General features: G+C 59.9%; 23 protein-coding genes. 8 read left to right on the forward strand and 15 right to left on the reverse strand.

Going from position 1 to position 25,583, the window contains the following annotated elements:
• Nucleotides 1-111: 111 nt before the first annotated feature.
• From HMPREF3009_RS01160 to HMPREF3009_RS01170, 3 genes are all read right to left on the reverse strand, one after another.
• On the reverse strand, nucleotides 112-486 hold the full coding sequence (locus HMPREF3009_RS01160) for a TetR/AcrR family transcriptional regulator (protein ID WP_230308896.1): 375 nt from the start codon (nucleotides 484-486) through the stop codon (nucleotides 112-114).
• A 184-nt stretch (nucleotides 487-670) separates the two neighbouring features.
• Complete coding sequence (locus HMPREF3009_RS01165) at nucleotides 671-2,893, reverse strand: LamG-like jellyroll fold domain-containing protein (protein WP_070679484.1); 2,223 nt, start codon at nucleotides 2,891-2,893, stop codon at nucleotides 671-673.
• A gap of 203 nt (nucleotides 2,894-3,096) precedes the next feature.
• Nucleotides 3,097-4,881 (reverse strand): flavin-containing monooxygenase, encoded by a 1,785-nt coding sequence (locus tag HMPREF3009_RS01170; RefSeq protein WP_070679487.1) that lies wholly within the window; start codon nucleotides 4,879-4,881, stop codon nucleotides 3,097-3,099.
• A 204-nt stretch (nucleotides 4,882-5,085) separates the two neighbouring features.
• Between HMPREF3009_RS01170 and HMPREF3009_RS01175 the strand changes: the two genes are divergently transcribed.
• Both HMPREF3009_RS01175 and HMPREF3009_RS01180 read left to right on the forward strand, forming a co-directional pair.
• Complete coding sequence (locus HMPREF3009_RS01175; protein ID WP_046647305.1) at nucleotides 5,086-5,514, forward strand: OsmC family protein; 429 nt, start codon at nucleotides 5,086-5,088, stop codon at nucleotides 5,512-5,514.
• Nucleotides 5,515-5,641: 127 nt separating this feature from the next.
• Entirely contained in the window at nucleotides 5,642-6,568 is a 927-nt protein-coding gene (locus HMPREF3009_RS01180; protein WP_070679489.1) for a DUF1906 domain-containing protein, read from the forward strand.
• 23 nt (nucleotides 6,569-6,591) lie between these two features.
• Here the strand turns inward: HMPREF3009_RS01180 and HMPREF3009_RS01185 are convergent, their stop codons facing one another.
• The 6 genes from HMPREF3009_RS01185 to HMPREF3009_RS01210 form a co-directional block, all read right to left on the reverse strand.
• A complete protein-coding gene (locus HMPREF3009_RS01185) occupies nucleotides 6,592-7,605 on the reverse strand; it encodes a hypothetical protein (protein ID WP_070679491.1) in 1,014 nt (337 codons plus the stop codon).
• A gap of 51 nt (nucleotides 7,606-7,656) precedes the next feature.
• Nucleotides 7,657-9,303 carry a solute symporter family protein gene (locus HMPREF3009_RS01190; protein ID WP_070679494.1) on the reverse strand — a complete coding sequence of 549 codons (1,647 nt, stop codon included), beginning with the start codon at nucleotides 9,301-9,303 and terminating at the stop codon, nucleotides 7,657-7,659.
• Between the two features lie 3 nt (nucleotides 9,304-9,306).
• Nucleotides 9,307-9,651, reverse strand: a complete 345-nt coding sequence (locus HMPREF3009_RS01195; protein WP_070679497.1) for a DUF485 domain-containing protein — start codon at nucleotides 9,649-9,651, stop codon at nucleotides 9,307-9,309.
• Between the two features lie 472 nt (nucleotides 9,652-10,123).
• The gene (locus tag HMPREF3009_RS01200) at nucleotides 10,124-10,981 is read right to left on the reverse strand and encodes an aldo/keto reductase (RefSeq protein ID WP_070679554.1); all 858 of its coding nucleotides are present in this window, start codon (nucleotides 10,979-10,981) and stop codon (nucleotides 10,124-10,126) included.
• Between the two features lie 176 nt (nucleotides 10,982-11,157).
• Nucleotides 11,158-11,514, reverse strand: coding sequence for an FKBP-type peptidyl-prolyl cis-trans isomerase (locus HMPREF3009_RS01205; RefSeq protein ID WP_010187736.1), 357 nt, complete (start codon nucleotides 11,512-11,514; stop codon nucleotides 11,158-11,160).
• A gap of 128 nt (nucleotides 11,515-11,642) precedes the next feature.
• Nucleotides 11,643-12,935, reverse strand: coding sequence for a citrate synthase (locus tag HMPREF3009_RS01210; RefSeq protein WP_082254410.1), 1,293 nt, complete (start codon nucleotides 12,933-12,935; stop codon nucleotides 11,643-11,645).
• Nucleotides 12,936-13,086: 151 nt separating this feature from the next.
• Between HMPREF3009_RS01210 and serC the strand changes: the two genes are divergently transcribed.
• The 3 genes from serC to HMPREF3009_RS01225 all read left to right on the forward strand — a co-directional run bounded on the left by serC (nucleotide 13,087) and on the right by HMPREF3009_RS01225 (nucleotide 16,396).
• Nucleotides 13,087-14,217 carry a phosphoserine transaminase gene (gene serC, locus HMPREF3009_RS01215; RefSeq protein ID WP_070679500.1) on the forward strand — a complete coding sequence of 377 codons (1,131 nt, stop codon included), beginning with the start codon at nucleotides 13,087-13,089 and terminating at the stop codon, nucleotides 14,215-14,217.
• 154 nt (nucleotides 14,218-14,371) lie between these two features.
• On the forward strand, nucleotides 14,372-15,559 hold the full coding sequence (gene sepH, locus HMPREF3009_RS01220; protein ID WP_070679502.1) for a septation protein SepH: 1,188 nt from the start codon (nucleotides 14,372-14,374) through the stop codon (nucleotides 15,557-15,559).
• Nucleotides 15,560-15,565: 6 nt separating this feature from the next.
• Complete coding sequence (locus tag HMPREF3009_RS01225; RefSeq protein WP_070679505.1) at nucleotides 15,566-16,396, forward strand: DUF6928 family protein; 831 nt, start codon at nucleotides 15,566-15,568, stop codon at nucleotides 16,394-16,396.
• On the opposite strand, the gene HMPREF3009_RS01230 is transcribed toward HMPREF3009_RS01225, so the two are convergent.
• The 3 genes from HMPREF3009_RS01230 to HMPREF3009_RS01240 all read right to left on the reverse strand — a co-directional run bounded on the left by HMPREF3009_RS01230 (nucleotide 16,348) and on the right by HMPREF3009_RS01240 (nucleotide 19,373).
• Nucleotides 16,348-17,169: a TrmH family RNA methyltransferase gene (locus HMPREF3009_RS01230; RefSeq protein WP_046647294.1), complete on the reverse strand. Its 822-nt coding sequence runs from the start codon at nucleotides 17,167-17,169 to the stop codon at nucleotides 16,348-16,350. The two genes, HMPREF3009_RS01225 and HMPREF3009_RS01230, sit on opposite strands and share 49 nt — an antisense overlap.
• A gap of 44 nt (nucleotides 17,170-17,213) precedes the next feature.
• Nucleotides 17,214-18,617, reverse strand: coding sequence for an NCS2 family permease (locus HMPREF3009_RS01235; RefSeq protein WP_070679508.1), 1,404 nt, complete (start codon nucleotides 18,615-18,617; stop codon nucleotides 17,214-17,216).
• A 126-nt stretch (nucleotides 18,618-18,743) separates the two neighbouring features.
• Nucleotides 18,744-19,373 carry a DUF3027 domain-containing protein gene (locus tag HMPREF3009_RS01240; RefSeq protein ID WP_369799711.1) on the reverse strand — a complete coding sequence of 210 codons (630 nt, stop codon included), beginning with the start codon at nucleotides 19,371-19,373 and terminating at the stop codon, nucleotides 18,744-18,746.
• Between the two features lie 56 nt (nucleotides 19,374-19,429).
• Between HMPREF3009_RS01240 and HMPREF3009_RS01245 the strand changes: the two genes are divergently transcribed.
• Together HMPREF3009_RS01245 and HMPREF3009_RS01250 are read left to right on the forward strand one after the other, a co-directional pair.
• The gene (locus tag HMPREF3009_RS01245) at nucleotides 19,430-20,302 is read left to right on the forward strand and encodes a glutaminyl-peptide cyclotransferase (RefSeq protein WP_070679511.1); all 873 of its coding nucleotides are present in this window, start codon (nucleotides 19,430-19,432) and stop codon (nucleotides 20,300-20,302) included.
• An 11-nt stretch (nucleotides 20,303-20,313) separates the two neighbouring features.
• A complete protein-coding gene (locus HMPREF3009_RS01250) occupies nucleotides 20,314-20,913 on the forward strand; it encodes a DUF2771 domain-containing protein (RefSeq protein ID WP_070545055.1) in 600 nt (199 codons plus the stop codon).
• 144 nt (nucleotides 20,914-21,057) lie between these two features.
• Here HMPREF3009_RS01250 and HMPREF3009_RS01255 read toward each other — a convergent pair whose 3' ends face one another.
• On the reverse strand, nucleotides 21,058-21,438 hold the full coding sequence (locus tag HMPREF3009_RS01255; RefSeq protein WP_070517013.1) for a cold-shock protein: 381 nt from the start codon (nucleotides 21,436-21,438) through the stop codon (nucleotides 21,058-21,060).
• 526 nt (nucleotides 21,439-21,964) lie between these two features.
• On the opposite strand from HMPREF3009_RS01255, the gene HMPREF3009_RS01260 reads away from it, so the two are divergent.
• Complete coding sequence (locus HMPREF3009_RS01260) at nucleotides 21,965-22,627, forward strand: resuscitation-promoting factor Rpf1 domain-containing protein (protein WP_070546139.1); 663 nt, start codon at nucleotides 21,965-21,967, stop codon at nucleotides 22,625-22,627.
• A gap of 411 nt (nucleotides 22,628-23,038) precedes the next feature.
• Here the strand turns inward: HMPREF3009_RS01260 and HMPREF3009_RS12915 are convergent, their stop codons facing one another.
• Nucleotides 23,039-23,962: a LysR family transcriptional regulator gene (locus HMPREF3009_RS12915; RefSeq protein ID WP_083312695.1), complete on the reverse strand. Its 924-nt coding sequence runs from the start codon at nucleotides 23,960-23,962 to the stop codon at nucleotides 23,039-23,041.
• 100 nt (nucleotides 23,963-24,062) lie between these two features.
• Nucleotides 24,063-25,418 carry an MFS transporter gene (locus HMPREF3009_RS01270; RefSeq protein ID WP_070679517.1) on the reverse strand — a complete coding sequence of 452 codons (1,356 nt, stop codon included), beginning with the start codon at nucleotides 25,416-25,418 and terminating at the stop codon, nucleotides 24,063-24,065.
• Nucleotides 25,419-25,583 lie beyond the last annotated feature (165 nt).

A 25,583-nucleotide genomic window follows, 5' to 3' on the forward strand; every position in this document is an offset into this window, starting at 1 on the left:
GACACTGCTACCAAATAGCCGGTCGCAACAACCAGAGCTTATCTAGCCCGAGTGGTTCGACGATGAGCTCTGTTTCTGTCAGAGTGAGTTTGTTGTTCATGATGCCTCCCCTTAGTGTTTGCGTCCTTGTGCACGGGCGAGCGCATGCTGCCCTAACGATTCCGGGCCCGTGAAGCACAGTTCATAAGCCCGCTGGATAAGCTCGCGTAAATCCTTACTGACTGGCGCCACCTCAACCAGTGCCACCACCACGAAGTCCTTTGTCGCATCCGATACTCGGCCGCCTTCAGCTTCAGCGCACACCGTTTCAGCTGCTGCACGAAACAGTCCATGCTTCGAGCCATAAAGGTTGTAGAAGCTGGACCGGTTAAGTCCCAGTTGATTCACCACATCATCCACTGAGACTGCAGTGAATCCGTTCGTGCCAAATAACGCGATCGCGCCGGCAAGAACTTCTTTTTCATTGAATTTACGAGGCCGTCCCATAAGTTTCATACTACTCATTCCAGAATGGTTTGTCCATAACTAGATCGTCGTTGGCCACGCAGCGAAGCCGCTTCATCGAAGCAACGTTTCTAACAAATAGTGACCGCCGCGAAATGTAGCAACACAACAGAAAATCCCCCGTCTCACTGTGAGACGGGGGATGGAGGTTAGTGGGCTGAGCTCTCTAGTTCAGGCCCGGAATCTTCGGCAGCTGTGGCTGTGGGATGTTCAGACCGAAGATGCGGTTGATGGTGGGAATGAGGCCGTAGGCAGCACCGCCAAGGACTGCGATGACTGCCAGGATTGGAGCAATAATCTTCGCGCCGCGGCTCGAGCCGGCGAAGAAGGCCGCAGCCATGTCGTCGGCGGAAGGTTCGTTGGTGTGAGTCGGTTCAGTGGGCTTGGTTGGCTCGCTAGGCGTCGTGGTGGAGGTGGTCGGCCCTTCCTCCTTTGCGGCAGGGCGGGCGGTGAGCCACTCGTCGGAGTCCAGAACACCCTGAGTCAGGCGAGTCTCACCGATCCAGCCGTACCACGGGTCCTGCGGCGTGCGGTTATCAAAGCCAGCGCCCATAACCCACTGCAAGTCACGCGGAAGGAGGCCCTCAGCACCCTTGGCATTGCGCAGGATGGGAGCACCATTGATGAACATCTCCACGGTGTCGGAGTCCGGCTTGTTGACTACGGCGATGTGCATCCACTCATCGGTGGGCACCTCGTGAGACCAGACGGTGGAGCCTTCACCTTCTTTAGGCTCCGCCCACCAGCGCAGCTCACGCAGGTTAGAGATACCAAACATGACGGTGGGGTCGGTGTCCTCAGAGCCGTCGACAAGCTCAGCGATGCTGGAGTCGCGGGAGAGCGCACTGCCCCAGCCGTGCTCAGAGCCGTTGAAATCCTTCGGAATCTTCACAAAGGACTCGAAGGTGTAGCCCGCGGAAGTATCGACCTTGTTGATCTCAGCGCCTTCCTTGGAACGGAACTCCGCCATCGCGGCCTTGCCGGCTGGGTCGGACCAGTAGAGGGAGCCAGAATCAGAGGACAGCGGGTGGTGGTCCTTGGTGTAGGTGATGCGCTCACCCGTGTTGGAAGGACCGCCTTCGCGAACGAGGTCGCCAGCGCCATCAGCACCAAAGGCATCCGGAATGACAGCGCCCTCGGTGGCCACGTCGCCGTCGGCAAGCTGCTTGCCTTCCTTGTTCTTGGTCTGACCTGGGCGCCAGTGGAAGACGGTCTTGTCGGACTTCACGAAGTCGTTCGGGCCCTCCGGAAGCTGATCCTTCGGGATGGTGTACGGGGTGTATCCTTCCTCCGCGATGTCGCGGGCCTTCTGGCCAAGGTCTGGGTCATTCTCATCGCCGATGGTCCACTCCGGGGCGAAGTCAGCGAAGCGCTCCTTGAAGTTGAGCGGCACGTGGTAGCTATCGCCCTTGCCGTCGAGGATGAGCTTGTCGAACTGCGTGAGCTCCTTCGCCGGCTTCTGCGCCACCCACGGAGACAGGGCGGTCATCTCCAGTTCGTTGCCGGAGAGATCGAACTCAAGCACGCCGAGCAGGCCGTTACCGCCTTGGTAGGCCATCTGGTAGTCCTGCAGGATACCGATGACGTCGTGGCCTGCATCGTTCTTATCCACGCGGTAGCCCGCGCCGTGGTGGTGGCCGCCCATGGTGAGGAAAATCTGGTCGTTCTTCTTGATGAACTTGTCCCACAGGCCCTTGCCGTAGTCCTCGGAGTAGAAGACTTCGCCGGCGCCATCGATGTTGAGAACCTCGTGGCTGGTGAGGATGACTGGCAGGTCCGGGTGGGCATCGAGAACGCCCTGCGCCCACTCTAGCGCCGCATCGTCAGCGCGCCAGCCCAGCGCCAGGACCAGGTACTTCTGGCCCTCGGCCTCAAAAATGTGGTACTCGGAGTCGTTATTGACCGCGGTGTGGCGCTCTTGGAAGGTTTCCGGGTTGGCGGTCTTGGCGCGCTCGGCACTGAAGTGGTCGTTGTACGGGTGCGCTGACTTATCCTCAATCATGTCGTGGTTGCCCGGCAGGATGGAGTAGTTCAGATCGGAGTCATCGAGGACCTTCATGGCCTCATCGGCGACCTTCCACTCCCCTTCCACATCCGCTTGGTCCACCACGTCACCAAGGTGCGTAGCGAAGTCCATGTTGAGCGCTTCCTGGTTCTTCACCAGCCACTCGACCTGCGCCTTAAAAGGCTCGCTGCCGTAGCGTGCCTGGGCCAGGTTGCCGGTTTCCGGGGTGGAATACCGGGAATAGAACTGAGTATCCGGCAGCACTCCGATGCTAAAGCGCGAGCCCAAGCCTTCTGTTGGTTCGGCGGCGGAGGCGGGGACAACGAGGAACGTACCGGCCACCGAGGCGGTGACCAGGGTGCCGAGCAGGCGGCGAGCAGTCATAGATCTTCCTATCAAAACGAAGTAGTGAGGTTGCTTCATGGTTTAAGCCATGGAGCAACCGACAGAGACAAGGAAAGATTATGGCCCGGAGTTTGCGACCGCGTGACCACAATGTGAATTTCCTTTTAAATGACTACCCGCCTTTTAGCCCCCTCATGAGAATGCCGTCTACTTCCGCAGGCTCCTGCCTGCGCTCTTCTGCCTTAAGAGGTGTGGTACACCGGCGCCAGTTCATAGACCGGAGTATCCATCCCCTCATAGCGCGCCTTGAGCTGAAGCGCTAGGTAGCGCGAATAGTGGCGCGATTGGTGCAGGTTGCCGCCGTGGAACCACAGCTGCGGCACCTGAGTGGGCTTCCACATGTTGCGCAGCTCGCCCTCCCACGGGCCGGGATCCTTGGTGGTATCCGAGCCCAAGCCCCAGCACTTGCCCACGGTGTCAGCAACTTCCTTAGAAATCAACTGCTCGGCCCAGCCATTCATAGAGCCGTAACCGGTGGCCAGCACGATGACATCGGCGGGCAATTCGGTACCGTCGGTGAGCACCACGGACTTTTCCTTCACCTCCGCGATGGACACGCCAGACTTCACCGGGATCGAGCCGTCGATGACCAGCTCGCTGGCACCGACGTTGATGTAGTAGCCCGAACCACGGCGCAGGTATTTCAGATAAAGACCCGAGCCGTCATCGCCAAAGTCGTTCTGGAAGCCGGCCTTCTCCAAACCGTCATAAAAGTCTTTATCGGCCTCACGGATGCCATCGAAGACTTCACGGTGGACGTCGGGAAGCACAGCGTAGGGCCAGGAAGCAAAGAGGAGGTCCGCCTTGTCCGTATCCACACCGGCCTCCACGGCTTCTTCCGAGTAGAGCGGGCCAAAGACATCCTTCATGAGGGTCTCCGATTGCACGATGTGCGTGGAGGAACGCTGAATCATGACCGGTCGTGCACCATGCGCGTAGAGATCCGCGGCGATGTCGTGGGCGGAGTTGTTCGCGCCCAGCACAATGACGTCCTTGCCCTCATCGCCTGCGCCACCCGGGTGTTCCGAGGAGTGCCGGATTTCCCCGGCGAAGTTCTCCTGCCCCTCCAGGTGGGGACGATTCGGCACACCGGACATGCCCGTGGCCAGAACCAGCTGTGTGGGTTCCAGAAGAATCTCTTCCCCGTCCTTGCGAACGGTGACCTTCCACGTGCCGCTGGACTCATCGAAGGAGGCCTTCATGCACTCGCTATTGGTCCAGTAATCCAAGTCCATGATGCCCACGTAGTGCTCCAGCCAGTCCCCCATCTTGTCTTTCGGGGTGAACACCGGCCAGTCATCTGGGAAGGGGAGGTACGGCAGGTGGTCGTACCACACGGGATCGTGCAGGCACAGCGAGTGGTAGCGGCCGCGCCACTGGTCGCCGGGGCGGCCCGCCTTATCGACGATAAGCGTGGGAACACCTTGGCGCTTCAGGCGCGCCCCGAGCGCGATACCGCCCTGGCCACCACCGATAATGAGGACGTAGGGCTGTTCCGTATGCCCCAGTGCCGCACGGCGCTCCTCCCGCAGGTCCGCCCAGTTCTTAGCGCCCTTGACCACCTTGTGCTCCGTGCCCAGCGGGCGGCGGCGCCCCTTAGGCTCCGGGAAATCCTTGAGCTCGCGCGCGGAGGTGAGGAAGGTCCAGGCCTTAGCGTCGCGCAGGCGCGCGACGGCGGTGACATAGAAGTTCGCAGACTCACACGTGAAGTGGACCCGCGTTACGCCATTGCCTTCGTCCTCCACCTCTGTTATCTCCGGGTTGTCGAGCGCAGCGTCAGTGCCAGCGATCATCGCGGCGATGGCTTCCGAACCTTCGGCGGTGTGCAGGTTCCACGTCACCGCGGCAAGATCCCGCCAGAAGCCCCCGGGCTCGAAAACCTTCTCCACGTCTTCCACGCCAGGCTCCTCTTGGTGCGTGAGGGCGACGAGCTTGTCTAGCCAGTCACGAGCATCCACGGTTTCCATAGCCACCACTCCTTTGGGTCGAAAAATTGTTTGCACCACTATTACCGATTTAAAGAGACATGAGTCACAGCCCCGCCCCCATCAGATAACTTTGCAAATTGACCTACCTGACCTTTCCGCCGCTCACCACGACGCGGTTAAGGCTTGCAAATCTCGGCTCCCTCCCCCGCTACCCGGCTCCCCCACCATCACTAGGATGACGCTATGAGCAACATCACCAAGAAATACTCCGTCGACGTCACCCGCATCGATACAGGCCACTACCGCGCCACGAATGCCGAAGGAATCAGCCTCGAGTTCGGCCGCGCTGAGGGACTACTCAGCCCAGTTGAGTTGCTGCTCGCCGCCGTGGCGGGCTGCTCGGCCGTGGACATCGACGTGGTCACCTCGCGCCGCACAGAGCCGGAGATTTTCGACGTCCACGTTGAAGGCACCCGCGTCGACGAAGACGGGGCCTCGCGACTGAGCGACGTCGACGTGGAATTCTCCCTCCGCTTTCCCGCTACCGACGCCGGACGCCAGGCCCAGTCCATGGTGGAGCGCCTCGTGCGCATCTCCCAAGAAAAGGACTGCACCGTCTCCCGCACGGTGGAAAATCCCACTAACGTCACGTTCCGCACGACAAAGCCTTAAGCACCTTTAAACAAAGGGATTGCCGTCGCGCCCAGCAAATGCTACCCCTGGTGCAATTTTTAACCATTGTGACTAAAGTGATTGCGGAAACTTTCTTCTTCACCGCGTCCCTAGGAGAATTCACACCATGTCCTTGTCCCGTCGTTCCCTGTTCAAGGCCGGTGCTCTCACGCTGGCCGCCGGTGCCATCGGTAGCCAGGCGCCCGCTGCTCTCGCCGTGGGCCCAGCTTTGGGCACCATCATCGACTTCTCTGCCGGTGTTCCTTCCGCCCGCGCCATCAAGGCAGCCGGCCACCTCGGCGCCATCCGCTACGTATCCCAGCGCCGCCCCGGCGCCGAATGGATGAAGGGCAAGCCTGTCACCCTGGCGGAGACCAAGGCCAACGCCGCGGCCGGCCTCAAGACCGCCTCCATCTACCAGTTTGGCCGCGCGGACACCGCTGACTGGCTCAACGGCGCTGCGGGCGCCGCAGTCCATGCACCGCAGGCCATCGCAATCCACAAGGCTGCGGGCGGGCCGACCGGGCGCCCCATCTACATTGCCATCGATGACAACCCCACCCGCGCCCAGTATGAGAACCAGATCCGCCCCTACCTCAAGGCCTTCTCCGCAGCGCTGAGCGCCGCGGGCTACCAGACTGGTGTATATGGCAACTACAACGTCATCGACTGGTGTGTTGCCGACCGCATCGGCCAGTTCTACTGGATGCACGACTGGGGCTCTGGCGGAAAGCTCCACCCGCGCACCACCATCCACCAGAAGGCCAAGAATCAAGCCACTATCGACGGCATAACGTGCGATATCAACACCGTTTATGCCAACGACTGGGGCCAGTGGACCCCGGGCGATGGTGCTGTGGAGCCGCCAAAGGTCAAGGACATCCCGGCAGTGCCTGACGACATCCCGCTGCCCAATGTTTCCCTGCCGGATCCCACCGGGCGCGGCTCCAGCGTCAGCGGCGATGGCATCACCATCGCCGGCTCCTCCATTAGCAATGACCAGGTGCGCGGCGCGGTGGATATCCTCAACACCGTGCGCAAATCCATGGGCTAATCAACACGCGGCGGCGCTGGTTTCTACCGCGCCGCCGTTGTCTTCGTTGCCGAAGAAGACGGCTTGGAGGACGACGTGGTCGATGACGCCGGCGCCGATGACTCTGTCGACGACGCTGGTTTTGGGGCGCTGGAGGGGACAGCGGTAGACGTCGTCAAGCGCGTGGTGCTAGCGCCAGGATGGGCCAACGCCTCCTTGTTCAAGTTGTTTCCCTTCACGAGGTTCTTACCCGTGATTTCCTTGCGCACGTAGGACGTAAGCTCCTCGGCAGAGCCCTCGATGGAGGCAGCCACAACAAAGTTCTCCCCAAAAGACACCGAAGAGTGTCGGTCCTTACTGTCCGACCAGCCCCATTTTGATCCCACGACGTCACTGAGCTTCGCGGTGCCATAGTTTTGCTGGTAGCCATCGGCTGAGACGGCATCGGCGTGAGACATCGCCACCAAAACTGGGTGCGTCGGGTCATCTTCCAAGAGCTGGACGATGAAGCGCACCACGTCATAGGTTGAGGTCATCGAGTGACCCCAATCCTCCCCCGCTGACGTAGAGTCCAGTCCATAGTCCTTGGCGATTGCATCGATGGACCGCGGGTACTTCTCAAAGAGCTTCCCGGCGCTCTCATCCGAAGAATCAGCAATCATGTCCAGCGCTAGATACTTGTCCTCGAAGGAACCGTGCTCCAACACGTAGGCAGCGATGTAGAGCTTGATCAGGCTTAGCGCATAGCGCGGCTGGTGCTCGGTGGGCGAGCCCATATGCATGCCTGTCTCAATGCGGTAGTACGTGATTGACTTCTCGTCATCGCCCTTGAGGAATTGCCCCACGGTGTCCTCTACCGCCGCGAGCTGTGGATCGCCCTTCTTATGCGCGATGGGGCCGGGAGTAGCCGTGCTGGTGTGCGTTGGGCGCCCCACCGTGGAGTCTTCTTCATTCGCAGGCGAGCACGCGACAAGGGCCGTGGCACCGAGCACGCACGCCAGAAGGGCGGCACCAGCACGCGCTGGTACCGCCCTATAACGAGGCTGCGGGTAAAACACGAGGTTAGAGTCTACCCGCTACCGTTTGGAATGTAGTGCTTGAGGTGGCGCTTAGTGGTCCACCGGAGCCTCCACGCCCACACCGGTCAGGGAGCGAACCTCCATCTCGGCGGACAGCTCTTCCAGGTTGTCCGGCGGGGTCATGATGGACACGATCCAACCGGCGAAGAAGGCCAGCGGGATGGTCACGAGGCCCGGAGAGGACAGCGGGAAGATGGACCAGTCGGCGTTCGGAAACATCGAGGTCGGGGTACCGGAGACCGCCGGGGACAGGAAGATGAGCACCAGGCAGGAGATAACGCCGGTGTACATCGATGCCACAGCACCTGCGGTGTTGAAACGACGCCAGTACAGGGAGTACAGGATGGTCGGCAGGTTGGCGGATGCCGCCACAGCAAAGGCCAGGGAGACCAGGAAGGCGACGTTCTGGGTCATGGCCAGAATGCCCAGGATGATGGCAACGATACCCAGGACAACCACGGTGATCTGGGAGACGCGAACCTGCTCGGCCTCGGTGGACTCGCCGTTGCGGATAACGGAGTGGTAGACGTCGTGTGCGATGGAGGCCGACGCGGTGATGGCCAGGCCAGCAACGACGGCCAGCACGGTAGCGAAGGCCACAGCGGAGATGACCGCCATGAAGATGGAACCACCGATTTCGAGTGCCAGCAGCGGTGCTGCTGCGTTGGCGCCACCCGGTGCGGCGAGGATGCGGTCCGGGCCAACGAGGGCGGCAGCGCCGTAGCCCAGAACCAGGGTCATGAGGTAGAAGGCACCGATGATGACGATGGCCCAGGTAACGGAGCGGCGAGCCTCGGTCGCGGTCGGCACCGTGTAGAAGCGCATGAGCACGTGCGGCAGGCCACCAACACCCAGCACGAGGGCGATACCCAGGGAGATGAAGTCAAGCTTGGTGGTGAGGTTCTTGCCGTACTTCAGGCCCGGCTCCATGATCTGGGAGGCCTCGTAACCCTTCTCCTGGATAGCAGCGGAGTTGGCGTGCATATCAATTGCCTGGGTGAAGAGCGTGCTGAAGCCACCCTTCAGCATGACGAAGGTCAGGATGCACATGATAACCACGCCGGTGACCAAAAGCACGGCCTTGATCATCTGCACGTAGGTCGTACCCTTCATGCCACCAACGAGGACGTAGACGATCATGAGGATGCCCACGATGCCGACAACAACGGCCTGCCACTTGAACTCGTGAATGTCCAACAGCACGGCAACCAGGGAGCCGGCGCCTGCCATCTGGGCAATGAGGTAGAACAGCGACACGAACAGGGTCGAAATCGCGGCCGCCACGCGCACCGGGCGCTGCTTGAGGCGGAAGGACAGCACGTCGGCCATGGTGAAGCGCCCGACGTTACGCATCGGCTCCGCGACGAGCATCAGGGCGACGAGCCAGGCAACGAAGAAGCCGACCGAGTAAAGGAAGCCATCGTAGCCGTTGAGGGCGACAGCACCGACGATGCCCAAGAAGGACGCGGCGGAGAGGTAGTCACCGGAAATAGCTAGGCCGTTCTGGCGGCCAGAGAAGCTACCACCACCGGTGTAGAAGTCAGAGGCTTCCTTGGTGGACTTACCTGCACGCAGCACCACGTACATGGTGACGACAAGGAAGGCGGCGAAGACCGCAATGTTCAAAATCGGATTGCCAGCGGAGGATTCCGCTTGGGCCAAGGTAATGGTCTGCATGGTTTAGCCCTCCAGTTCCTGGCGAATGGCCGCCGCCTGCGGCTCGATGTTCTTGTTGGCGTAATTGACGTAGATGTACGTAATGATGAAGGTGGTCAGGAACTGAGCCAAGCCGAAGATAAGGCCGACGTTCCAACCGCCGCCAAGCTCGATGGCCATGAAGTCGGGCGCAAAAACTGCGGCCATCACGTAGAGGACGTACCACAGAAAGAACGCCACTGTCATGGGGAAGGTGAACTTGCGGTATGTGCCGCGCAGCTTCGCAAACTGCGAGCTATCGCGCATCTCGACGAACTCTTGCGGCGTCGGTTCGCGGCGCGAGTCAATCGAAGCAGGTGCGTCAGTCATGTCGCTCTCCTTACAAGGGAATCTTTTCTCCACAAACCGCGGTGAGAGACTAACTACAGTGTCTTCAGTCACGTTTTGCCTTGCCCAGTAAGTTACCTAACCTCTCTTGCAAGGTTGTAAATCCTGCCAAGAAAAGTTAATAACGCACACTTTTATTACCCCCTACCCCCGCAATGACATGGGATTTCTATCGCGTTGTCAACACCCCCACAGGAAACTCCAAACAGTGAATCTAATTTAGCAAAGCGAAACTTCGCAGCCATTGTGGAGAGCTTCGCACTCTTGCGGCATCCCACAGCGCCCCTCAACCCCCTTGCATGCCCACTGCCAGAAGGCACAACAAAACCCACCTTCCACGCTCCACCCCTCCCCTATTTATCCCTATTTATAAGGAATAAGAAGAATATGGTGAAGGAGAAACAAAGCGTGGAAGGCGGGTTCTATCGCTCGCGCTGGGACTGTGCCCGGCTATTTAAGCGCCAGGGAACTCACGCGGATCCTTAAACATGCGGCCGAAACCTTCCTGACCGTCGAGCGCATCGAGTGCGGCAACATCCTCTGGTGCAAGCTCCACCTCCGCGGCCCCGAAGTTCTCCGCTAAGCGCTCCCGGCGGCTGGACTTCGGGATGACGGAAATGCCCTTGCTCAACAGGTACGCCAGCACAGCCTGGCCCGGGGTGATGTCGTGCTTCTCAGCGACGGCAATGACCTCGGGATTATTGAGGATCACACCGCGTGCCAGCGGGGACCACGCCTCCGTCACGATGCCGTGGTTGTCGTGGAACTGACGCAGCTCCGGCTGAGTAAAGCCCGGGTGCAACTCCACCTGGTTGAGGACCGGAACGATACCCGTCTCATCGATCAGAGTCTGCAGGGTCTCCTCGTAGAAATTAGCCACGCCAATCGACGCGATCTGCCCCATGCCCTGCATGCGGGCGATCTCCTCGAAGGTCTCCACGTACAGCCCGCCCTGCGGCCAAGGCCAGTGGATCAGGTAGAGGTCGAGGTAATCCAGCTGCAGCTTATCCAGGGATGTACGGAAGGCCTGGCCCACCTTGTCCTTTCCGTGGTGATCGTGCCAGACCTTGCTGGTGATAAAGAGCTCATCGCGGGTGACGTCGCCGGCCTTCATGGCGTCATGCAACGCCTGGCCCAGCTCTTCTTCGTTCTCGTAGAGGGTGGCGGTGTCGAAGTGGCGGTAGCCCAGCTCGATTGCTTCACGCACGGCGCGGACGAGATCCTCCCCGCGCAGCTTGTAGGTTCCAAGCCCCAGCAGGGGCATCTCGCGGTCATCATTGAACGTGGTTTGTGGGACACTCATGGCTTCCATTGTGCCGCACTCCCGCGCGTTGTGGGGGAAGATTCTGGTATCACCGACCGCATGGTAGCCCTTAACGCGCGAAACGCCCTGACCGACCGCACACAAGGCGCGGCCGGTCAGGGCGGTCAGGGCGTCGACAGCCCAAAGGAAAGAGGCACTACCCTCCATTACTTTAGGCTTTGGATTTAGGCACGAATGAGGTCGATAACGAAGGTCAGCGTGCGGCCGGACAGCGGGTGTGCACCACCGGCGGGGCCATAGGCCTTCTCCGGCGGGATGACCAGCTTGCGGCGGCCGCCCACCTTCATACCCGGAATGCCCTCTTGCCAGCCGGCGATAAGGCCGGTCAGCGGGAACTCGATCGACTGACCGCGGCCCCACGAAGAGTCGAACTCCTGGTTCGTCTCATAGTCGACACCTACGTAGTGGACCTCAACGAAGCCGCCCGGCTGGGCTTCGGCGCCGTCACCCACCACGATGTCTTCGATGACAAGGTCCTGGGGAGCTGGCTCCGTTGCCGGCTCAATTACGGGCTTTTCCATTGGGGGTTATCCTCCTTGGACTGTTTTCTTCTTTGCTGGCCGCATACGCGTGGGCCGAGCCACAACACTCCCTAGTATAAGGGGAGGTGTGGGGCTCGGCCCTAGAAATGCAGCGTATGGGCTATTGTTTAGCGCTCGCTGCGCGGGGTGACCTTGCGCAGGGTCTCACCGGTGTAGATCTGGCGCGGGCGGTTGATCTTGGTGTTGAGCTCAAGCTGCTCGCGGTACTGAGCAATCCAGCCCGGCAGACGGCCGATGGCGAAGAGGACGGTGAAGAAGTCCGTCGGGAAGCCCATGGCGCGATAGATGAGGCCGGTGTAGAAGTCCACGTTCGGGTAGAGCTTGCGGGAGACGAAGTAGTCGTCGTTCAGCGCAATCTCCTCGAGCTTCATGGCCAGGTCCAGCATCGGGTCCCCACCCAGGTGTTCGATGATCTCGTGGGCGGTGTCCTTGACGATTGCCGCACGCGGGTCGTAGTTCTTGTACACGCGGTGCCCGAAGCCCATGAGGCGAACGCCCTTTTCCTTGTTCTTCACGCGGTTCATGAAGTCGGTGGCATCGCCGTCGTGGTTGTTCTGGATATCCTCGAGCATCTCCAGAACGGCCTGGTTAGCACCGCCGTGCAGCGGGCCGGACAGGGCGTTGATACCACCGGCGATGGCGACGAACAGGTTGGCCTGCGCGGAGCCAATCATGCGAACGGTGGAGGTGGAGCAGTTCTGCTCGTGGTCGGCGTGCAGGATAAGGAGCTTATCCAGAGCCTTGGCCACGATCGGGTCAACCTCGTACTCCTCAGTCGGGTAACCGAACATCATGCGCAGGAAGTTCTCACGCGCGTTCAGCTTGTTATCCGGGTACATGTAGGGCTTGCCCTGGGATGCGCGGTAAGCGTAAGCGGCCAGCATCGGCACCTTGGCCAGCAGGCGGACGGTTGCCTTATCCAGCTGCTCCTCATCCAGCGGGTTGAGCTGGTCCTGGTAGTAAGCGGAGAGAATATTAACGGAAGAGGCAAGAACGGCCATCGGGTGCGCGTCGCGCGGGAAGATATTGAAGGCGGCCTTGAAGTCCTCATCCAGCAGGGTGTGGTGACGGATATCGGTGTTGAACTTCGACAGCTCGTCTTCATTAGGCAGGTGTCCCTTAATCAACAGGTAGGACACCTCGTTAAAGGTGGCATTCTCAGCGAGATCCGCGATGTCGTAGCCACGGTGGCGGAGGATGCCTTCCTCACCGTTAATAAAGGTGATCTTGGACTCGGTGGAACCAGTAGCCGCATAACCCGGGTCGAAGGTGACGAGGCCGGTCTCGTTACGGAGCTTGCCGATATCGAAGCCGGAGTCACCCTCCGTGGACTGCTTAATGTCCATCTCGTACTCGCCGCCGGGGTACTGCAGTACAACCTTGTTGTTTTCAGATGCCACGTGTTTTCCTTTCCTCAATGTTCAACGCCGGCCAAGGCCGGCGCAACAAGACTAAACCTCTTCACACTTTAGCAAAACTTGTGACTCTGCCAACATTGGCAATCCTGGCAAAGTATCTAGTGCGCGAACGAAACTAGGCTACACTGCCCACATGAGCAACTCAGAACTCGTCCTGCCAGCAGATCTCCTCCCTACCGACGGCCGCTTCGGCTGCGGGCCGTCCAAGGTCCGCCCCGCCCAAATTGAGGCAATCGCCGCCGGTGCCGACACCATCATTGGTACCTCACACCGCAAGCCAGCCGTCAAAAATCTCGTCGGCTCCATCCGTGAGGGACTCTCCGAGTTGTTCGCGCTGCCAGAGGGCTATGAAATTGTCCTCTCCCTCGGCGGTGCTACCGCTTTCTGGGACGCCGCAACCTTCGGTCTCATCGAAAAGAAGTCCGCGCACTTAAGCTTCGGCGAATTCTCCTCTAAATTTGCTAAAGCCGCATCCGCCGCCCCGTGGCTCGACGCCCCGCTCGTCACCGAAGCAGAGGTTGGCACCGCCCCGGATCCGAAGGCTGCCGACGCCGAAGGCGCCGACATCATCGCCTGGGCCCACAACGAAACCTCCACCGGCGCTATGGTTCCGGTCACCCGCCCCAACCCCGATAACGCAGAGCAGCTCGTCGTCATCGACGCCACCTCAGGCGCCGGCGGCCTGCCGGTCAACATGTCTGATGCCGATGTCTACTACTTCTCACCCCAGAAGTGCTTTGCTTCCGACGGCGGCCTGTGGCTGGCTGCTATGTCCCCGGCGGCGCTGGAGCGCATCGAGAAGATCAACTCCTCCGATCGCTTCATCCCGGCCTTCCTGAACCTGCAGACCGCCGTGGACAACTCCCGCAAGAACCAGACCTACAACACTCCGGCCGTCGCCACGCTGCTCATGCTGGAGGACCAGGTGAAGTGGATGAACGCCAACGGTGGCCTCGACGGGATGGTCAAGCGCACGACGGAAAACTCTTCCATCCTCTACGACTGGGCAGAGGCCCGCCCGGAGGCCACCCCCTTCGTGGCCGAGCCTTCCGAGCGCTCCCTGGTGGTCGGCACCATTGACTTCGAGGACAGCGTCGATGCCACTGCGGTCGCCGCAACGCTGCGCGCCAACGGCATTCTCGACGTCGAGCCCTACCGCAAGCTCGGCCGCAACCAGCTGCGCGTGGGCCTGTTCCCGGCGATTGATTCGGCGGACGTCACCAAGCTCACCAAGGCTATCGATTACGCCCTAGACAACCGCTAAGCTTCGCTCGCAACTCCTTCAGCCGCACAACAACATTTGCTGCACTTATTTGTTGTCGCGTACAACATGCCCCGCGCTCTTGCCAGAGTTCGGGGCATGTTCTGGGTAAAGTGGACTTCATCACATGTCCGCTACCAGGCTAAGGAGCGCCATCATGCGCGAGATTTTCCTCGCACCCAGCGACTCAACTGACACCTCGCTCGTCCTCCGGGCTGAGGATGGTGAGGAGTTCTTCCTCGAAGTCACCGACGAGCTTCGCGAGCTTTTCGCTCCCGCCGACTCTGCCGAATCTGAATCCGATACCGCGGCGGAAGACTCGGCCGCCCAGGAGGAGGGCGGCGCCACCACGGCAACCGAAGATTCCTCCACCACGTCTGCACAGGCTGAGCGCTCCACCGGTTTGCACACCGTCATGCCCTCTTCTGCTGGCTCACCTTCCTCCCCACAGAGCCAGCACACACCGCAGGCACAAGAAATCCGACTGCGCCCCAATGAGATTCAGGCCCGGATTCGTGCCGGCGCTTCTGCTGCGGAGATCGCCGAGGAACTCGACGTTCCGGAATCCCGCATCGAGCCTTTCGCACACCCGGTGCTCTTGGAGCGGGCGCGCATCGCGGACGTCGCCAAGCAGGCCCACCCCATCCGCGAAGATGGCCCAGCCAAGCTCACGCTGTGGGAGATCCTGGCCACCGCCTTTGCCGCGCGCGGACACTCCCTGTCGGAGGCGACGTGGGATGCCTACCGTCACCAGGGCGAGCCGTGGATCCTGCGCATCACGTGGAAGACCGGGCTGTCCGCCAACGAGGCGGAGTGGACCTTCAAGCAGACGATGTCCTCGCCAGCCACAGTGGAGGCACGCAATTCCGTCGCCGCTGACCTGACGGACCCAGACTTCGTACAGCCGGTACGTTCGCTGACCTCCGTGGGCCGCGGTGAGCGCTATGACGAAGCCATCGATGGGCGTGAAGACTACGCCGAGGATCGGGAGGTCAACGAGGACGCGCGCGCTGGTGCCCCCGGCGTGACGGAACTGTCTTCCTACGCCGGCGTCGACAACGCCGGCGACCGAGAAGATACCGACGGATATGCTGAGCCCTCCGTGCTCCCATCCCCGCACGGTGGAGAGCACCCGGCCGAGGCCGCCAGCGATGAGGACGCGGCCCCCACTAATGAAGCGTCCCCACAGGAGGCGGAGGAGAAGGAGACGGGAGTAGACGAGGATTTCCTCCAGAACCCGGATCCGGAACCTAAGCCCACCAAGCGCCGCCGCAAGGCCGTCACCCCGCACTGGGAGGATGTGTTGCTCGGCGTTCGTTCCTCCACTAAGCGCCCCCGCGAGTAGCCTGCCGTGGATACGCAAAGCGCCGTTCTCACTCTCTGGTACGTCACCGCCGCCGACCCCGCCGAGGTCCTCCGCGGTGAGCCTAAGGCCGACCGCGGCTTCGGCCGCAAGTTCCTCGCTCAACTCAATCCCGCACTGCCGGTGACTCCCATTGGGCAATTCCCCCTCAACCGTTCCGCCGAGCCCGGCGCGAGCGAGTTCTATGTGGGCGGCTATCCCGGTGTGACCGTGGTGCAAACCATCATCCACGACGATCAGCTGACTCTCTCCCAGCTGTCCCGGACCTTGCGCGAGGCCGTGCCCGCCACGGAAATCTACGCCTTCGCCTCCAATCCGGAGACTGGCTATGCCGGGTTCGCCCACTGGACGGGCAGCCGCCTGCGCCGGTCGCTGTGCGGGACGCGTTTTAACCTCTACGAGGACCATGGCCTGCCCGAAACCTTCGAGGCCCCTTTCTGGGCTGGGGAGATGGATGAGCCGGTGGGTGGGATTTCCCTTCCCTTTGAGCCACTCAATATCACCGAGGCGGCCCAGGAATTCTGGCTGGGCATCGAAGTAGGTAAGGACGGCCCCGACGTGGACGTCGTAGGCTATGCCACCGACGGGCGCCCCGAGCCCAAGGTCGATACTCCCCCGCCGCGCCGCAGCGTGGCCGAGGTAGCCACCACCTCAGTGTCGAAGCTGGGGCTCAATGACTATGACGACTACGAAGAGTACGACCTCGAGCCGGAATCCACCGGTGAGGAGATCATCCGCACGGCCAAGCACCTCGGCGGCTTGGTGCGGCGCTACGCGGTATCGACCTCGCGGAACCTCTGGGAGCGCTGGCGCTCGTAGAAGGCGATGGCCGCCGACGTCGCCACATTAAGGGAATCCGTGCCCTCCGCCATGGGAATGCGGGCGCGCACGTCGGTCGCACGCATGGCATGCTCGGTCAATCCCGGCCCCTCCGCACCGACCAGCAGCGCTACCTTGTCCGCGCCCTCTAACGCATCAGCAATGTGCACGGCATCCGGATGCGGGGTCAGCGACACCAGCCGGAAGCCCTGCTCGCGCAGCTTCTCCAGCCCGCGCTGCCAGGTGGTAAAACCACCGTCGAAACGCGCCCAGGGCAAGCGCAGAACGTGCCCCATGGACACGCGCACCGAGCGGCGGTACAGCGGATCCGCGGCACCCGAACCTAAAAGGATGCCGTCGACGTCCATCCCGGCGGCGTTGCGGAAGAGCGAGCCAATGTTCTCATGGTCCCCCACGCCCTCCATGATGGCCAGGGTGCGCGCACCTTCGAGGACCTCATCCACGGTCCAGGCCTCCGCCCGGTCCGCCGCCGCAACCAGCCCGCGGTGCATATCGAAGCCCGTGACTTCCCCCAAAGTCTGCCGGGTTACTTGGTAGACGGGGATGTCCCCGACATCGTGGTTCGCCAGGAAGGTGTCGAGCTTCGCCTCAAAGCCGATGATGCAGCGCACTGGGAAGCGGGAGGCCAGCAAGCGCTCCACACACAGTGGGCCCTCACCAAAGACGAAACCCTCGCCGGACTTATCCGCATGCTTGAGATCGCGGATATCGTCCAGGCGAGGGTCTGTGGGGTCATCGATGACAAAACGCATGGGCCCTAGTCTAGGCGCAGGGCCAGCTGCTCCCCTTAGGCGGGCTATGCCAACAGCGAGCTAATGGGTTCCATAGCGAAGTAGACCACGAAGAGGGCCGCCACGAGCCACATGATCCAGTGCACCTTCTTGGCCTTACCAGCAAAGGTGGCCATCAGTGCATAAGCGATGAATCCCACGCCAATACCGTTAGCGATGGAGTAGGTGAATGGCATGACCACGATGGTGAGGAAGGCCGGGATGGCCTCCTCCATGCGGTTCCACTCGATGTCCTTAAGCTGGGCTGCCATCATCACACCGACGATGACGAGGACGGGGGCTGCTGCCTCGATCGGCACGATCTCGTAGAGCGGGGTGAGGAACATGGCCAGCAAGAAGATCACGCCGGTCACAACGTTGGCAAAGCCGGTGCGGGCACCGTCACCGATACCAGCCGCCGAGTCCGCGAACACGGTGTTGGAGGATACCGAACCCGCACCACCAGCAACTGCACCGAAGCCTTCGACGACTAGGGCGGTCTTCATGTCCGGCAGATTGCCCTTCTCATCCACGAGGTTGGCCTGCTTGCCCAGGCCGTTCATGGTGCCCATGGCATCGAAGAAGTTGGTGAGCAGCAGGGTGAAGATCAGCAAGACCGTGGAGACCACGCCCAGCTTGGTGAAGGCGCCGATCGGATCAACCTGGCCCACAATCGAGAGATCCGGCAGACCACCCAGTGAGCTGGGCACCTCCGGGGTGGCCATGCCCCAGTCCTCGGAATCGGTCAGTGCCTGAATGATCATGGCGATGATGGTGGTGATGACGATGCCGATGAACAGGCCGCCGCGTACTCGACGGATGACGAAGAAGGCGGAGAGAATCAGGCCCACGACGAAGACGAAGGCCGGCCACGTAGCGATCGAGCCGTTAACGCCCAGGCTCACCGGAACAGTGGTCATCGCAGCATCCGGCACGCGGGTAACAAAGTGACCATCCACGAAACCGATGAGCGCGATGAACATACCAATACCCACGCCCATCGCGGCCTTCATCGAGGCGGGGATAGCGTCAAAGACCGCCTGGCGGAAACCGGAGATGGCCAGCAGAACAATGATGAAGCCTTCGATGACAACAAGGCCCATAGCCTCGCGCCATTCCAGGCCGTTGAGGGAAACCATCGTCACGGCGACGAAGGTGTTCATACCCAGGCCCGCAGCCATGGCGAATGGGTAGCGGGCGATCATGCCGAAGGCGATGGTCATGACGCCGGCCACCAGTGCGGTGGCGGCGGCGACCTGCGGGATGCCCAGGGTGGTGCCGGCAGCGTCAGCGGAGGTACCCAGGATGAGAGGGTTGAGGAGGATGATGTAGGCCATCGCGAAGAACGAGACCACGCCGGCACGGACCTCGGTTCCCACGGTGGATCCGCGTTCGGAAATCTTGAAATAGCGATCGATAGCTGCGTTCATCGTGAGAGAGCGCCCCTTCTATCTAGAGAAGTGAAGTTTTACCTGCTAAGGGTGCTCCATCGGGGCACTAAAACGCAAAACCCGCACGCTGCATCGCTGCTGCGCGCGGGGCGAAAACCGCTCTCTTTAATAGATAGGGCTCTCATCATCGAAGGGCCTCTCCTGCTCCGCTCCCTCCTCACGGACGCTCGTGCCGGAATGCGCGCCGCACCCGTAGGTGGCGTGCACCACTTTTCCATCCGCCGAGTATTCATTGGCACAGACGCCGAAATTGGGCAGCAGCTGGAGGTAAAAAGCACAGGTTTTGCACTGCAGTTGGGCCTGCGCCGCCATCTCCGTATTCGGCCCATACTTCTTGCGCCAACGCTCCTTGGCCTCCTTGAGGCCAGCCTCGGAGAGCTTCCCGCCGTCCAGTCTGTCGTCGTCAGGCGCCGGCGGCATGAGGTCTCCCGGGCCCAAGTCACCCGGGCGCAGGCGCTCGGAATAGGGCACCCACTCCGGGGCTTGGAGGGCCTGGCCGCCGGGGACGAGCGCAACCTCGTTCACGGTCGGCGTGCGGGAACCTTCAGCGCAGGCGACGACGGCATGCCACTCCCATCCCGGGTATCCCGGAACGTGGGCCTCAAAACGGTGGGTGGCCACGTTGCGGCCCACACCCGCAACGCCCCGGTGCTTACCGACGTCCCCCTCTCCTACCTCCTCCACGGCCCGGCGCGCCAGGTCGACAGCCGTCGAATCGAGAAGCGGGGAATGCATCTTTTTCTTGCGAGTCACCCTCCCATTATTAATCACACGCCCGAGCATCGTGCACAATGACTGTCATGGCCTTCCCACACTTCCCCCGCGCCGCCCGCGCGCTCGCCACGGCTTTATCTGCCGCTGTACTGCTCGCACCGCTGGCCTCCTGTTCCTCCCAAGCTGTAGACGAGCGCGCATCCTCATCGACGGCGACAGCGGCGGGTAGCGATGGGACGTCGCCAAGCGCACGCTCCCCAGAGCGCCTCGGCGTCACCGTCCTGGACACCGCACCCTTGCCAGCGGACACCTTTACCCAGGGCCTCGAGGTCGACGCTGACGGACACCTGCTCATCGGCACCGGGCTGAAGGGCGAATCGCGCCTTATGCGCGTCCAGCCGGGCGAGCTAGCCCCGCTGAAAGAGGTCGCGCTCGAAGACTCGTTCTTCGGCGAGGGCATCACGCAGACCGAGACCAGTATCTGGCAGCTGACGTGGAAGTCCGGCACAGCCTTCCTGCGAGATGCCGAGACCTTCAACGAACTCGACCGCGCAACCTATGACGGCGAAGGCTGGGGCCTGTGCAACGCTGGCTCTGAGCTCATCATGTCCGATGGCTCCGCCACACTGCGCCACCTGGACCCACAGACTTTTGAGGAGCTCGGCCCGCGCACCGAGGTCACTCTCAACGGTTCGCCGGTGGATAACCTCAACGAACTAGAGTGCGTCGATGGCGCAGTCTATGCCAACGTGTGGATGAGCGAGGACATCCTGCGCATCGACCCCGCAACCGGCGAGGTCACCGCGGTGATTGACACCGCGAACCTCAACCACGTTCCCTCTGCAGATCCCAATGCGGTCCTCAACGGCATTGCCCATATCCCGGGCACCGACGAGTTCTGGATCACCGGCAAGCTCTGGGATGAGCTGTACAGGGTGCGCTTCGAGTAGGATTTTCAGCCATGGCTACCGTGAAGCAAGCAAGGAAGAAGTCACTGCTGCAGTTTCTGGCGCTCATTATCGCCGTGGCGGTGATCGTCGTGGCGGTGGTGATGTTTCAGAAGTGGTGGAATGACCGCCCGGGCCCCGACCCGCAGGACGTCACCATCACGGCCACGGTGGGTGATGAAACGATGGAGGTCGCGCCCTATAGCGTCTGCGAGCCCGGCGCCGACTGCGAGGAGGGCGAGGTTCCCAACCTCACGGTGGGCCCCGATGACACCCTAAAGCTGGAGATCCCCGAAGCCATCTATAACCACGAGTGGTCGGTGCTCTCCATTTACGATGACCCGGCTGCTAATGACAGCACTGCGCACGGCGCCAACGAAACCACCTCGCTCGAAATCCCCGGTTCCGTCGCGCCGATTGAGGCTTCCACCGGCGAGCGCCCGCAGCTGATGGTCGTGGAAATCTCCACCCTCATGATTGGCCACGATGCCAATGGTGAAGAGACCCCGATGCACACGGTGTGGTCACTATCCACCATGACCGACGAAGAGCTCAAGGAATCCAAGGCCACCGGTGACGCCGAATCTCCAGCAGAGGCTCCTGAGGAGAAGTAGCCGCGCCGCGGCGCGCGATGTAGCGCGCGCCGCTACAATCGACAAAGTGCCCGACCTGCCAAATTTACGGCTGATCATTGCAAAATCAGCTGTACTTTTGGCAGGTCGGGCACTTTTCAGTCATCGGCCTAAGAATGTAGGCCCCTAGCTATCCAGATCCTTTGCAATAGCACGCAGAATCTCCGCCACCTGGCGACCAGTCTTGCGCTCCGGGTAGCGACCCTGGCTGAGCACCGGCTGCACTTGGGTTTCGAGGAGCGTCATGACGTCGGAAAGCATGCTCGACAGCTCCTCCGGCTTGCGGGCCGGGGTGCGGCGGCGCGGAGCATCAAGGACCTTCACGCGCAGCGCCTGCGGGCCACGGCGACCAGCGGCGAAATCGAACTCGATGCGCTGGCCCTGGTACAGCTCATCAACGCCCTTGGGCAGCACGTTACGGCCAACATAGACGTCTTCATCGCCGGGATTGCTGACAAAGCCGAAGCCCTTGTCCGCGTCATACCACTTCACTTTGCCGATAGGCATGGTTCTTCACTCACTTTCTTTCCGTCTCTCCTCTACCAAAGCTTAGGCCGTATCACCTGCCTGCCGATAGGCACCGGCATACCGGGATAAGGAGGCGCGGCGAAGCGTGGTTGTGACTTAAGCTGCCGCGCGGAGGAACTATCCGTGGAACTTATAAAGAGATACATCTTAACCTCCACGCACCCCACCAAAGAAACCAAGAATAGGTATCGCCTCAACCACCACACCCGTTACAGGTGTGACATAGCTAACACACCCGTCACGAACAGGGGAAACGTAGGGGAACCCCCGCTTCCATTATCGTTTTGAGCCATTTAACGTGACTAATTCGTTATAAACCGCTACTCTTTCCCACAGGCACTTCGGCCGCCGGTCGTGGAAGTCTCGCCCCAGACACAGTCCGGGCTTCCACACGGCGGCCATACATGATGTGCATGAACGTGAACATCAATTGCAAAACTACATGCCGGACTGGGCATCATCTGGGCGCGAGAAAGCAAGAACAACCTAGAGAAGGAATACTTTAATGGGACGCCACTCCGCTAAGAACAAGTCCATCGCCACCAAGTTTGCCGCTTCCACCGTTGCCGTGGGCGCTGCCGCAGCCATCATGGCTCCGAACGCTGCCGCTGCACCGGATTCCGATTGGGACCGCCTCGCACAGTGCGAGTCCGGCGGCAACTGGGCCATCAACACCGGCAACGGCTACCACGGCGGCCTGCAGTTCAGCGCTCAGACCTGGCAGGCCTTCGGCGGCGGCGAGTTCGCTCCAACCGCCAACCAGGCCACCCGCGAGCAGCAGATCGCTGTTGCTGAGCGCACCCTGGCACAGCAGGGCTGGGGCGCATGGCCGGCTTGCTCCGCTAGCCTGGGCCTGAACTCCGCACCGACTCCGCGCAACGTGAACGCTACCCCGGCACCGGCCGCTACTCAGGTAAAGGAAGAGACCGCGCCGCAGGCACCGGCTGAGGCACCGAAGGCTGTCCAGGAAGCTGCCGAGGAGCCCACCGACGAGCTGGCTGTTGACGCTCTCTACACCCTCATCGAGGACACCGCCACCCAGTACGGCCTGACCGTCCCGGCTTCCTTCACCGAGCAGTACAAGGCCAACCGCCACGACTTCAACGCCTTCTACTCCGCTAACCGCCACGTCATCGACCCGGTGGCACAGGTTTTGGCTGCACGCTAAGCAGCGCGCCGCGCCGTGCAAGCACGGCACACAGATAGAGGGGCCGCTTCAACAGGAAGTGAACAGACCCCCTCCGTTTACTCGTTCCAAGGACGGAATCACCCCCTACAAGGGGGTCAGTTTTCTTTGAAGCGGGCGCCAAATGGCGCCCGCTTCTTGTATTACCCCGTTTGGAATAGACCCCAGCTAATCCCCTCGAGCAAAGTTACCTAGCTAAGGCATATCAATTCAGCGAAGTTTCTTAGACTCCTGATACAGAATAAGAAGCTACTTTGGTGGCCAATTTTCTATATTTTCCAGCGAGAGAAAAAGATTTCCACCGCACTTTTAGAGTCACACCTAGTCCGTTCATGCACCGCAAAATTGGCAAACAATGAAAGTCAGAACCCCATATTATTGGGATTTGAACCCTCAATAGAGTTCCTTAAGCAGCGAAAGAAATACATCGACTTTCGCCCGCTCTTCTCCCCCTTTCAAAGTGACCGCTACGATAGGCAGCGCCTCAAAATCATTCGAAAGCTGCTTTTGAACATAAGCATTCCCGTCATGCGAAAAGCTGTGTTCCAAATATTGAGTCAATAAAGAATACCCCAGGCCGCGGGCTACCATGCCTCGAATAACTTCATTGCTTCCGGTCCGAAACCAAACTTTTGGCTTTAACTTGACTTTCTCGAACAAGGACAGAAAATACTGTGCTGCTGGCTTCAATTCGAAAAGGATAAATCGGTCCTCGACCAACTGCTCCAACCAAACAGAAGGGGAACCTGCCAGAGGGTGTTCAGAAGGCAGTAAGGCATACGGTTTAACCGCCGTTAGCTGAGTAATCGTTCCAACTTCATTCAGCCCCTGCTCAAAACTATAATCGTAAATCACGATGACATCGAAGTTTCCGCGCCGCAGGCCATCGATTAGCTTGGAACGATCTCCGGTCTCAAAGGATAACCGCAATTCTGGATACTTCGATTCCAAAAGTTCTACAAGAGGAGGAACTAGACGCGGCGCGATTGTTGAATAGCAGCCGAGACGAATAGACCCCGAGATCTCCTGCCCCAAGTGGCGTGCAACATTTTGGATTTCACTGACAACACCGAGTGCAGCCTTTGCATGTCTCAGAATTACGAGACCATCCGCACTTAAAGACAACCCACGAGGATGACGTATAAACAAAGAGACATTAAGGCTTGACTCTAGCTCTCCGATTGCGCTCGAAATCGCCGATTGTGAGACAAATAGTTTTGAAGCAGCCGCAGTCACACTGCCAGTTTCAGCGACGGCGTCAAAGTACTCGAGCTGTCGAAAGGAAATACCCAACGAATACCTTTCTTCCAACGCCATAATTGCAGGGTGCGTAAATGCTGTCACCCTGCAATCGTGGCAATCTTCTACCCGAAGTATAATCGCCCCCGCCTAGGGGGCGAGATGCATTATTGACAGTTTATTCCCCTAGAAGAGCCTCTTTTTTATTCCTCTTTGCGCCAGCCAGGTCCGATTCGTGTAAGAGGTCACTACCCTTCGTCTCTGGAATTGTAAGCAGAGTAATCACGCCAATTATCGCGACCACAATTAGCGTGTATGCCGGAATCATGTCGTTGCCAGTGACATCGATGAGCCACGTATTCAGGTACGGAAGGGTGCCGGCAAAGAATGCTCCCGCAATTGAATAAGCCATCGATAGCCCTGATTGCCGGGTACGTGTTGGGAAAAGCTCGGATACAGTTGCCGAATGGGTACCAAGAATAAGCGCAAGAGAGGCCGCAAGCCCAAAGGTAGCGATAAACCCTGCCAGCGCAGTCCCCTGCTTCATAAGCAAGAACATTGGGAACGCCAATACAATAAGCAATGCTGCAGCGGTGAACATTACCGGTTTTCGTCCGATTTTGTCGGACCAAATTCCAGCTAGTGGAATCATAGCCGCGGCAACAATCGAAGCGACCGCAGACAAAATGGAAGCCACACCAGGTTCAATGCCTGCAACTGTCTCTTGGTAAGTGATGAGATAAACCATGACCACATAGAACGTACAGTTCATGAAAATCTCTATACCAATTGTTTGAAAAAACTGCTTGGAGTTTTTCTGAAATACCTCTTTCAGAGGAGCCTCAGGAACAATATCCTCCTCTTGCAGGGTTTGAAATTCTGGCGTGTCTTCAATTTTCAGTCTGATCCAAAGGCCCACTGCTGCGAGGGGGACAGTCAGCAAGAATGGAACTCGCCATCCCCAAGCCATAATTGCTTCATCGGAAAGCGTCAAGTGCATTCCGGCCACCACAATAGAAGCCAAAAGGAATCCCATAACAGAGCCAAATTCAATCCACGAGGTTCCAAAACCACGCTTTTCGCGCGGCGAGTATTCAGAAAGGAACGATGCGGCAGAACCGAATTCTCCTCCAGCCGCGATACCTTGAATCACCCGGGCGACAATCAACAAGATCGGAGCCCAAATACCGATAGTTTCATGGGATGGAATCAGTCCGATCATGAGGGTTCCCACAGCCATCGTAATGATGACAAATGAGAGGGTTTTCTTTCGCCCGACCGTGTCGCCAATATGGCCAAAAATCACGGAGCCAAGAGGCCGAACAAAGAAAGCAACCGCGAAGACCGCAAATACAGAGAGAAGGCTGGCCGTTTCATTGTCGGAGGGAAAAAATACGTGGGAAATCGTAGTCGCCAGATAGGCATAAACAGCCCAGTCGAACCAGTGGACGAGGACACCGATTGCACCGGCAATGGTGTTGCGCCGTAGCTCTTGAGGTGACGCAGCTTTTCTTTGATCTATTGAGTTCGTCATTGTCCAATCCTTTGCGTGAGCCTACCGCCAGATTCATATTGGACACCACAATTGAAACTCTGCGTGACAAGACGCCAGCCATACTTTCAACGTGATGCACCTTACACTGGCGCGTATTGCGGATCACAGTATGGTAACTCCGACGTTTAGTCTATCGGTATTTTT

Source organism: Corynebacterium sp. HMSC034H07 (assembly GCF_001815175.1).
Lineage (GTDB): Bacteria > Actinomycetota > Actinomycetes > Mycobacteriales > Mycobacteriaceae > Corynebacterium > Corynebacterium hiratae.

Coding starts and splice junctions, on each gene's coding strand:
- HMPREF3009_RS01160 (WP_230308896.1), bottom strand. CDS start 486: ATGGGACGGCCTCGTAAATTCAATGAAAAAGAAGTTCTTGCCGGCGCG.
- HMPREF3009_RS01165 (WP_070679484.1), bottom strand. CDS start 2,893: ATGACTGCTCGCCGCCTGCTCGGCACCCTGGTCACCGCCTCGGTGGCC.
- HMPREF3009_RS01170 (WP_070679487.1), bottom strand. CDS start 4,881: ATGGAAACCGTGGATGCTCGTGACTGGCTAGACAAGCTCGTCGCCCTC.
- HMPREF3009_RS01175 (WP_046647305.1), top strand. CDS start 5,086: ATGAGCAACATCACCAAGAAATACTCCGTCGACGTCACCCGCATCGAT.
- HMPREF3009_RS01180 (WP_070679489.1), top strand. CDS start 5,642: ATGTCCTTGTCCCGTCGTTCCCTGTTCAAGGCCGGTGCTCTCACGCTG.
- HMPREF3009_RS01190 (WP_070679494.1), bottom strand. CDS start 9,303: ATGCAGACCATTACCTTGGCCCAAGCGGAATCCTCCGCTGGCAATCCG.
- HMPREF3009_RS01195 (WP_070679497.1), bottom strand. CDS start 9,651: ATGACTGACGCACCTGCTTCGATTGACTCGCGCCGCGAACCGACGCCG.
- HMPREF3009_RS01200 (WP_070679554.1), bottom strand. CDS start 10,981: ATGGAAGCCATGAGTGTCCCACAAACCACGTTCAATGATGACCGCGAG.
- HMPREF3009_RS01205 (WP_010187736.1), bottom strand. CDS start 11,514: ATGGAAAAGCCCGTAATTGAGCCGGCAACGGAGCCAGCTCCCCAGGAC.
- serC (WP_070679500.1), top strand. CDS start 13,087: ATGAGCAACTCAGAACTCGTCCTGCCAGCAGATCTCCTCCCTACCGAC.
- sepH (WP_070679502.1), top strand. CDS start 14,372: ATGCGCGAGATTTTCCTCGCACCCAGCGACTCAACTGACACCTCGCTC.
- HMPREF3009_RS01230 (WP_046647294.1), bottom strand. CDS start 17,169: ATGCGTTTTGTCATCGATGACCCCACAGACCCTCGCCTGGACGATATC.
- HMPREF3009_RS01235 (WP_070679508.1), bottom strand. CDS start 18,617: ATGAACGCAGCTATCGATCGCTATTTCAAGATTTCCGAACGCGGATCC.
- HMPREF3009_RS01240 (WP_369799711.1), bottom strand. CDS start 19,373: ATGCATTCCCCGCTTCTCGATTCGACGGCTGTCGACCTGGCGCGCCGG.
- HMPREF3009_RS01245 (WP_070679511.1), top strand. CDS start 19,430: ATGACTGTCATGGCCTTCCCACACTTCCCCCGCGCCGCCCGCGCGCTC.
- HMPREF3009_RS01250 (WP_070545055.1), top strand. CDS start 20,314: ATGGCTACCGTGAAGCAAGCAAGGAAGAAGTCACTGCTGCAGTTTCTG.
- HMPREF3009_RS01255 (WP_070517013.1), bottom strand. CDS start 21,438: ATGCCTATCGGCAAAGTGAAGTGGTATGACGCGGACAAGGGCTTCGGC.
- HMPREF3009_RS01260 (WP_070546139.1), top strand. CDS start 21,965: ATGGGACGCCACTCCGCTAAGAACAAGTCCATCGCCACCAAGTTTGCC.
- HMPREF3009_RS12915 (WP_083312695.1), bottom strand. CDS start 23,962: ATGGCGTTGGAAGAAAGGTATTCGTTGGGTATTTCCTTTCGACAGCTC.
- HMPREF3009_RS01270 (WP_070679517.1), bottom strand. CDS start 25,418: ATGACGAACTCAATAGATCAAAGAAAAGCTGCGTCACCTCAAGAGCTA.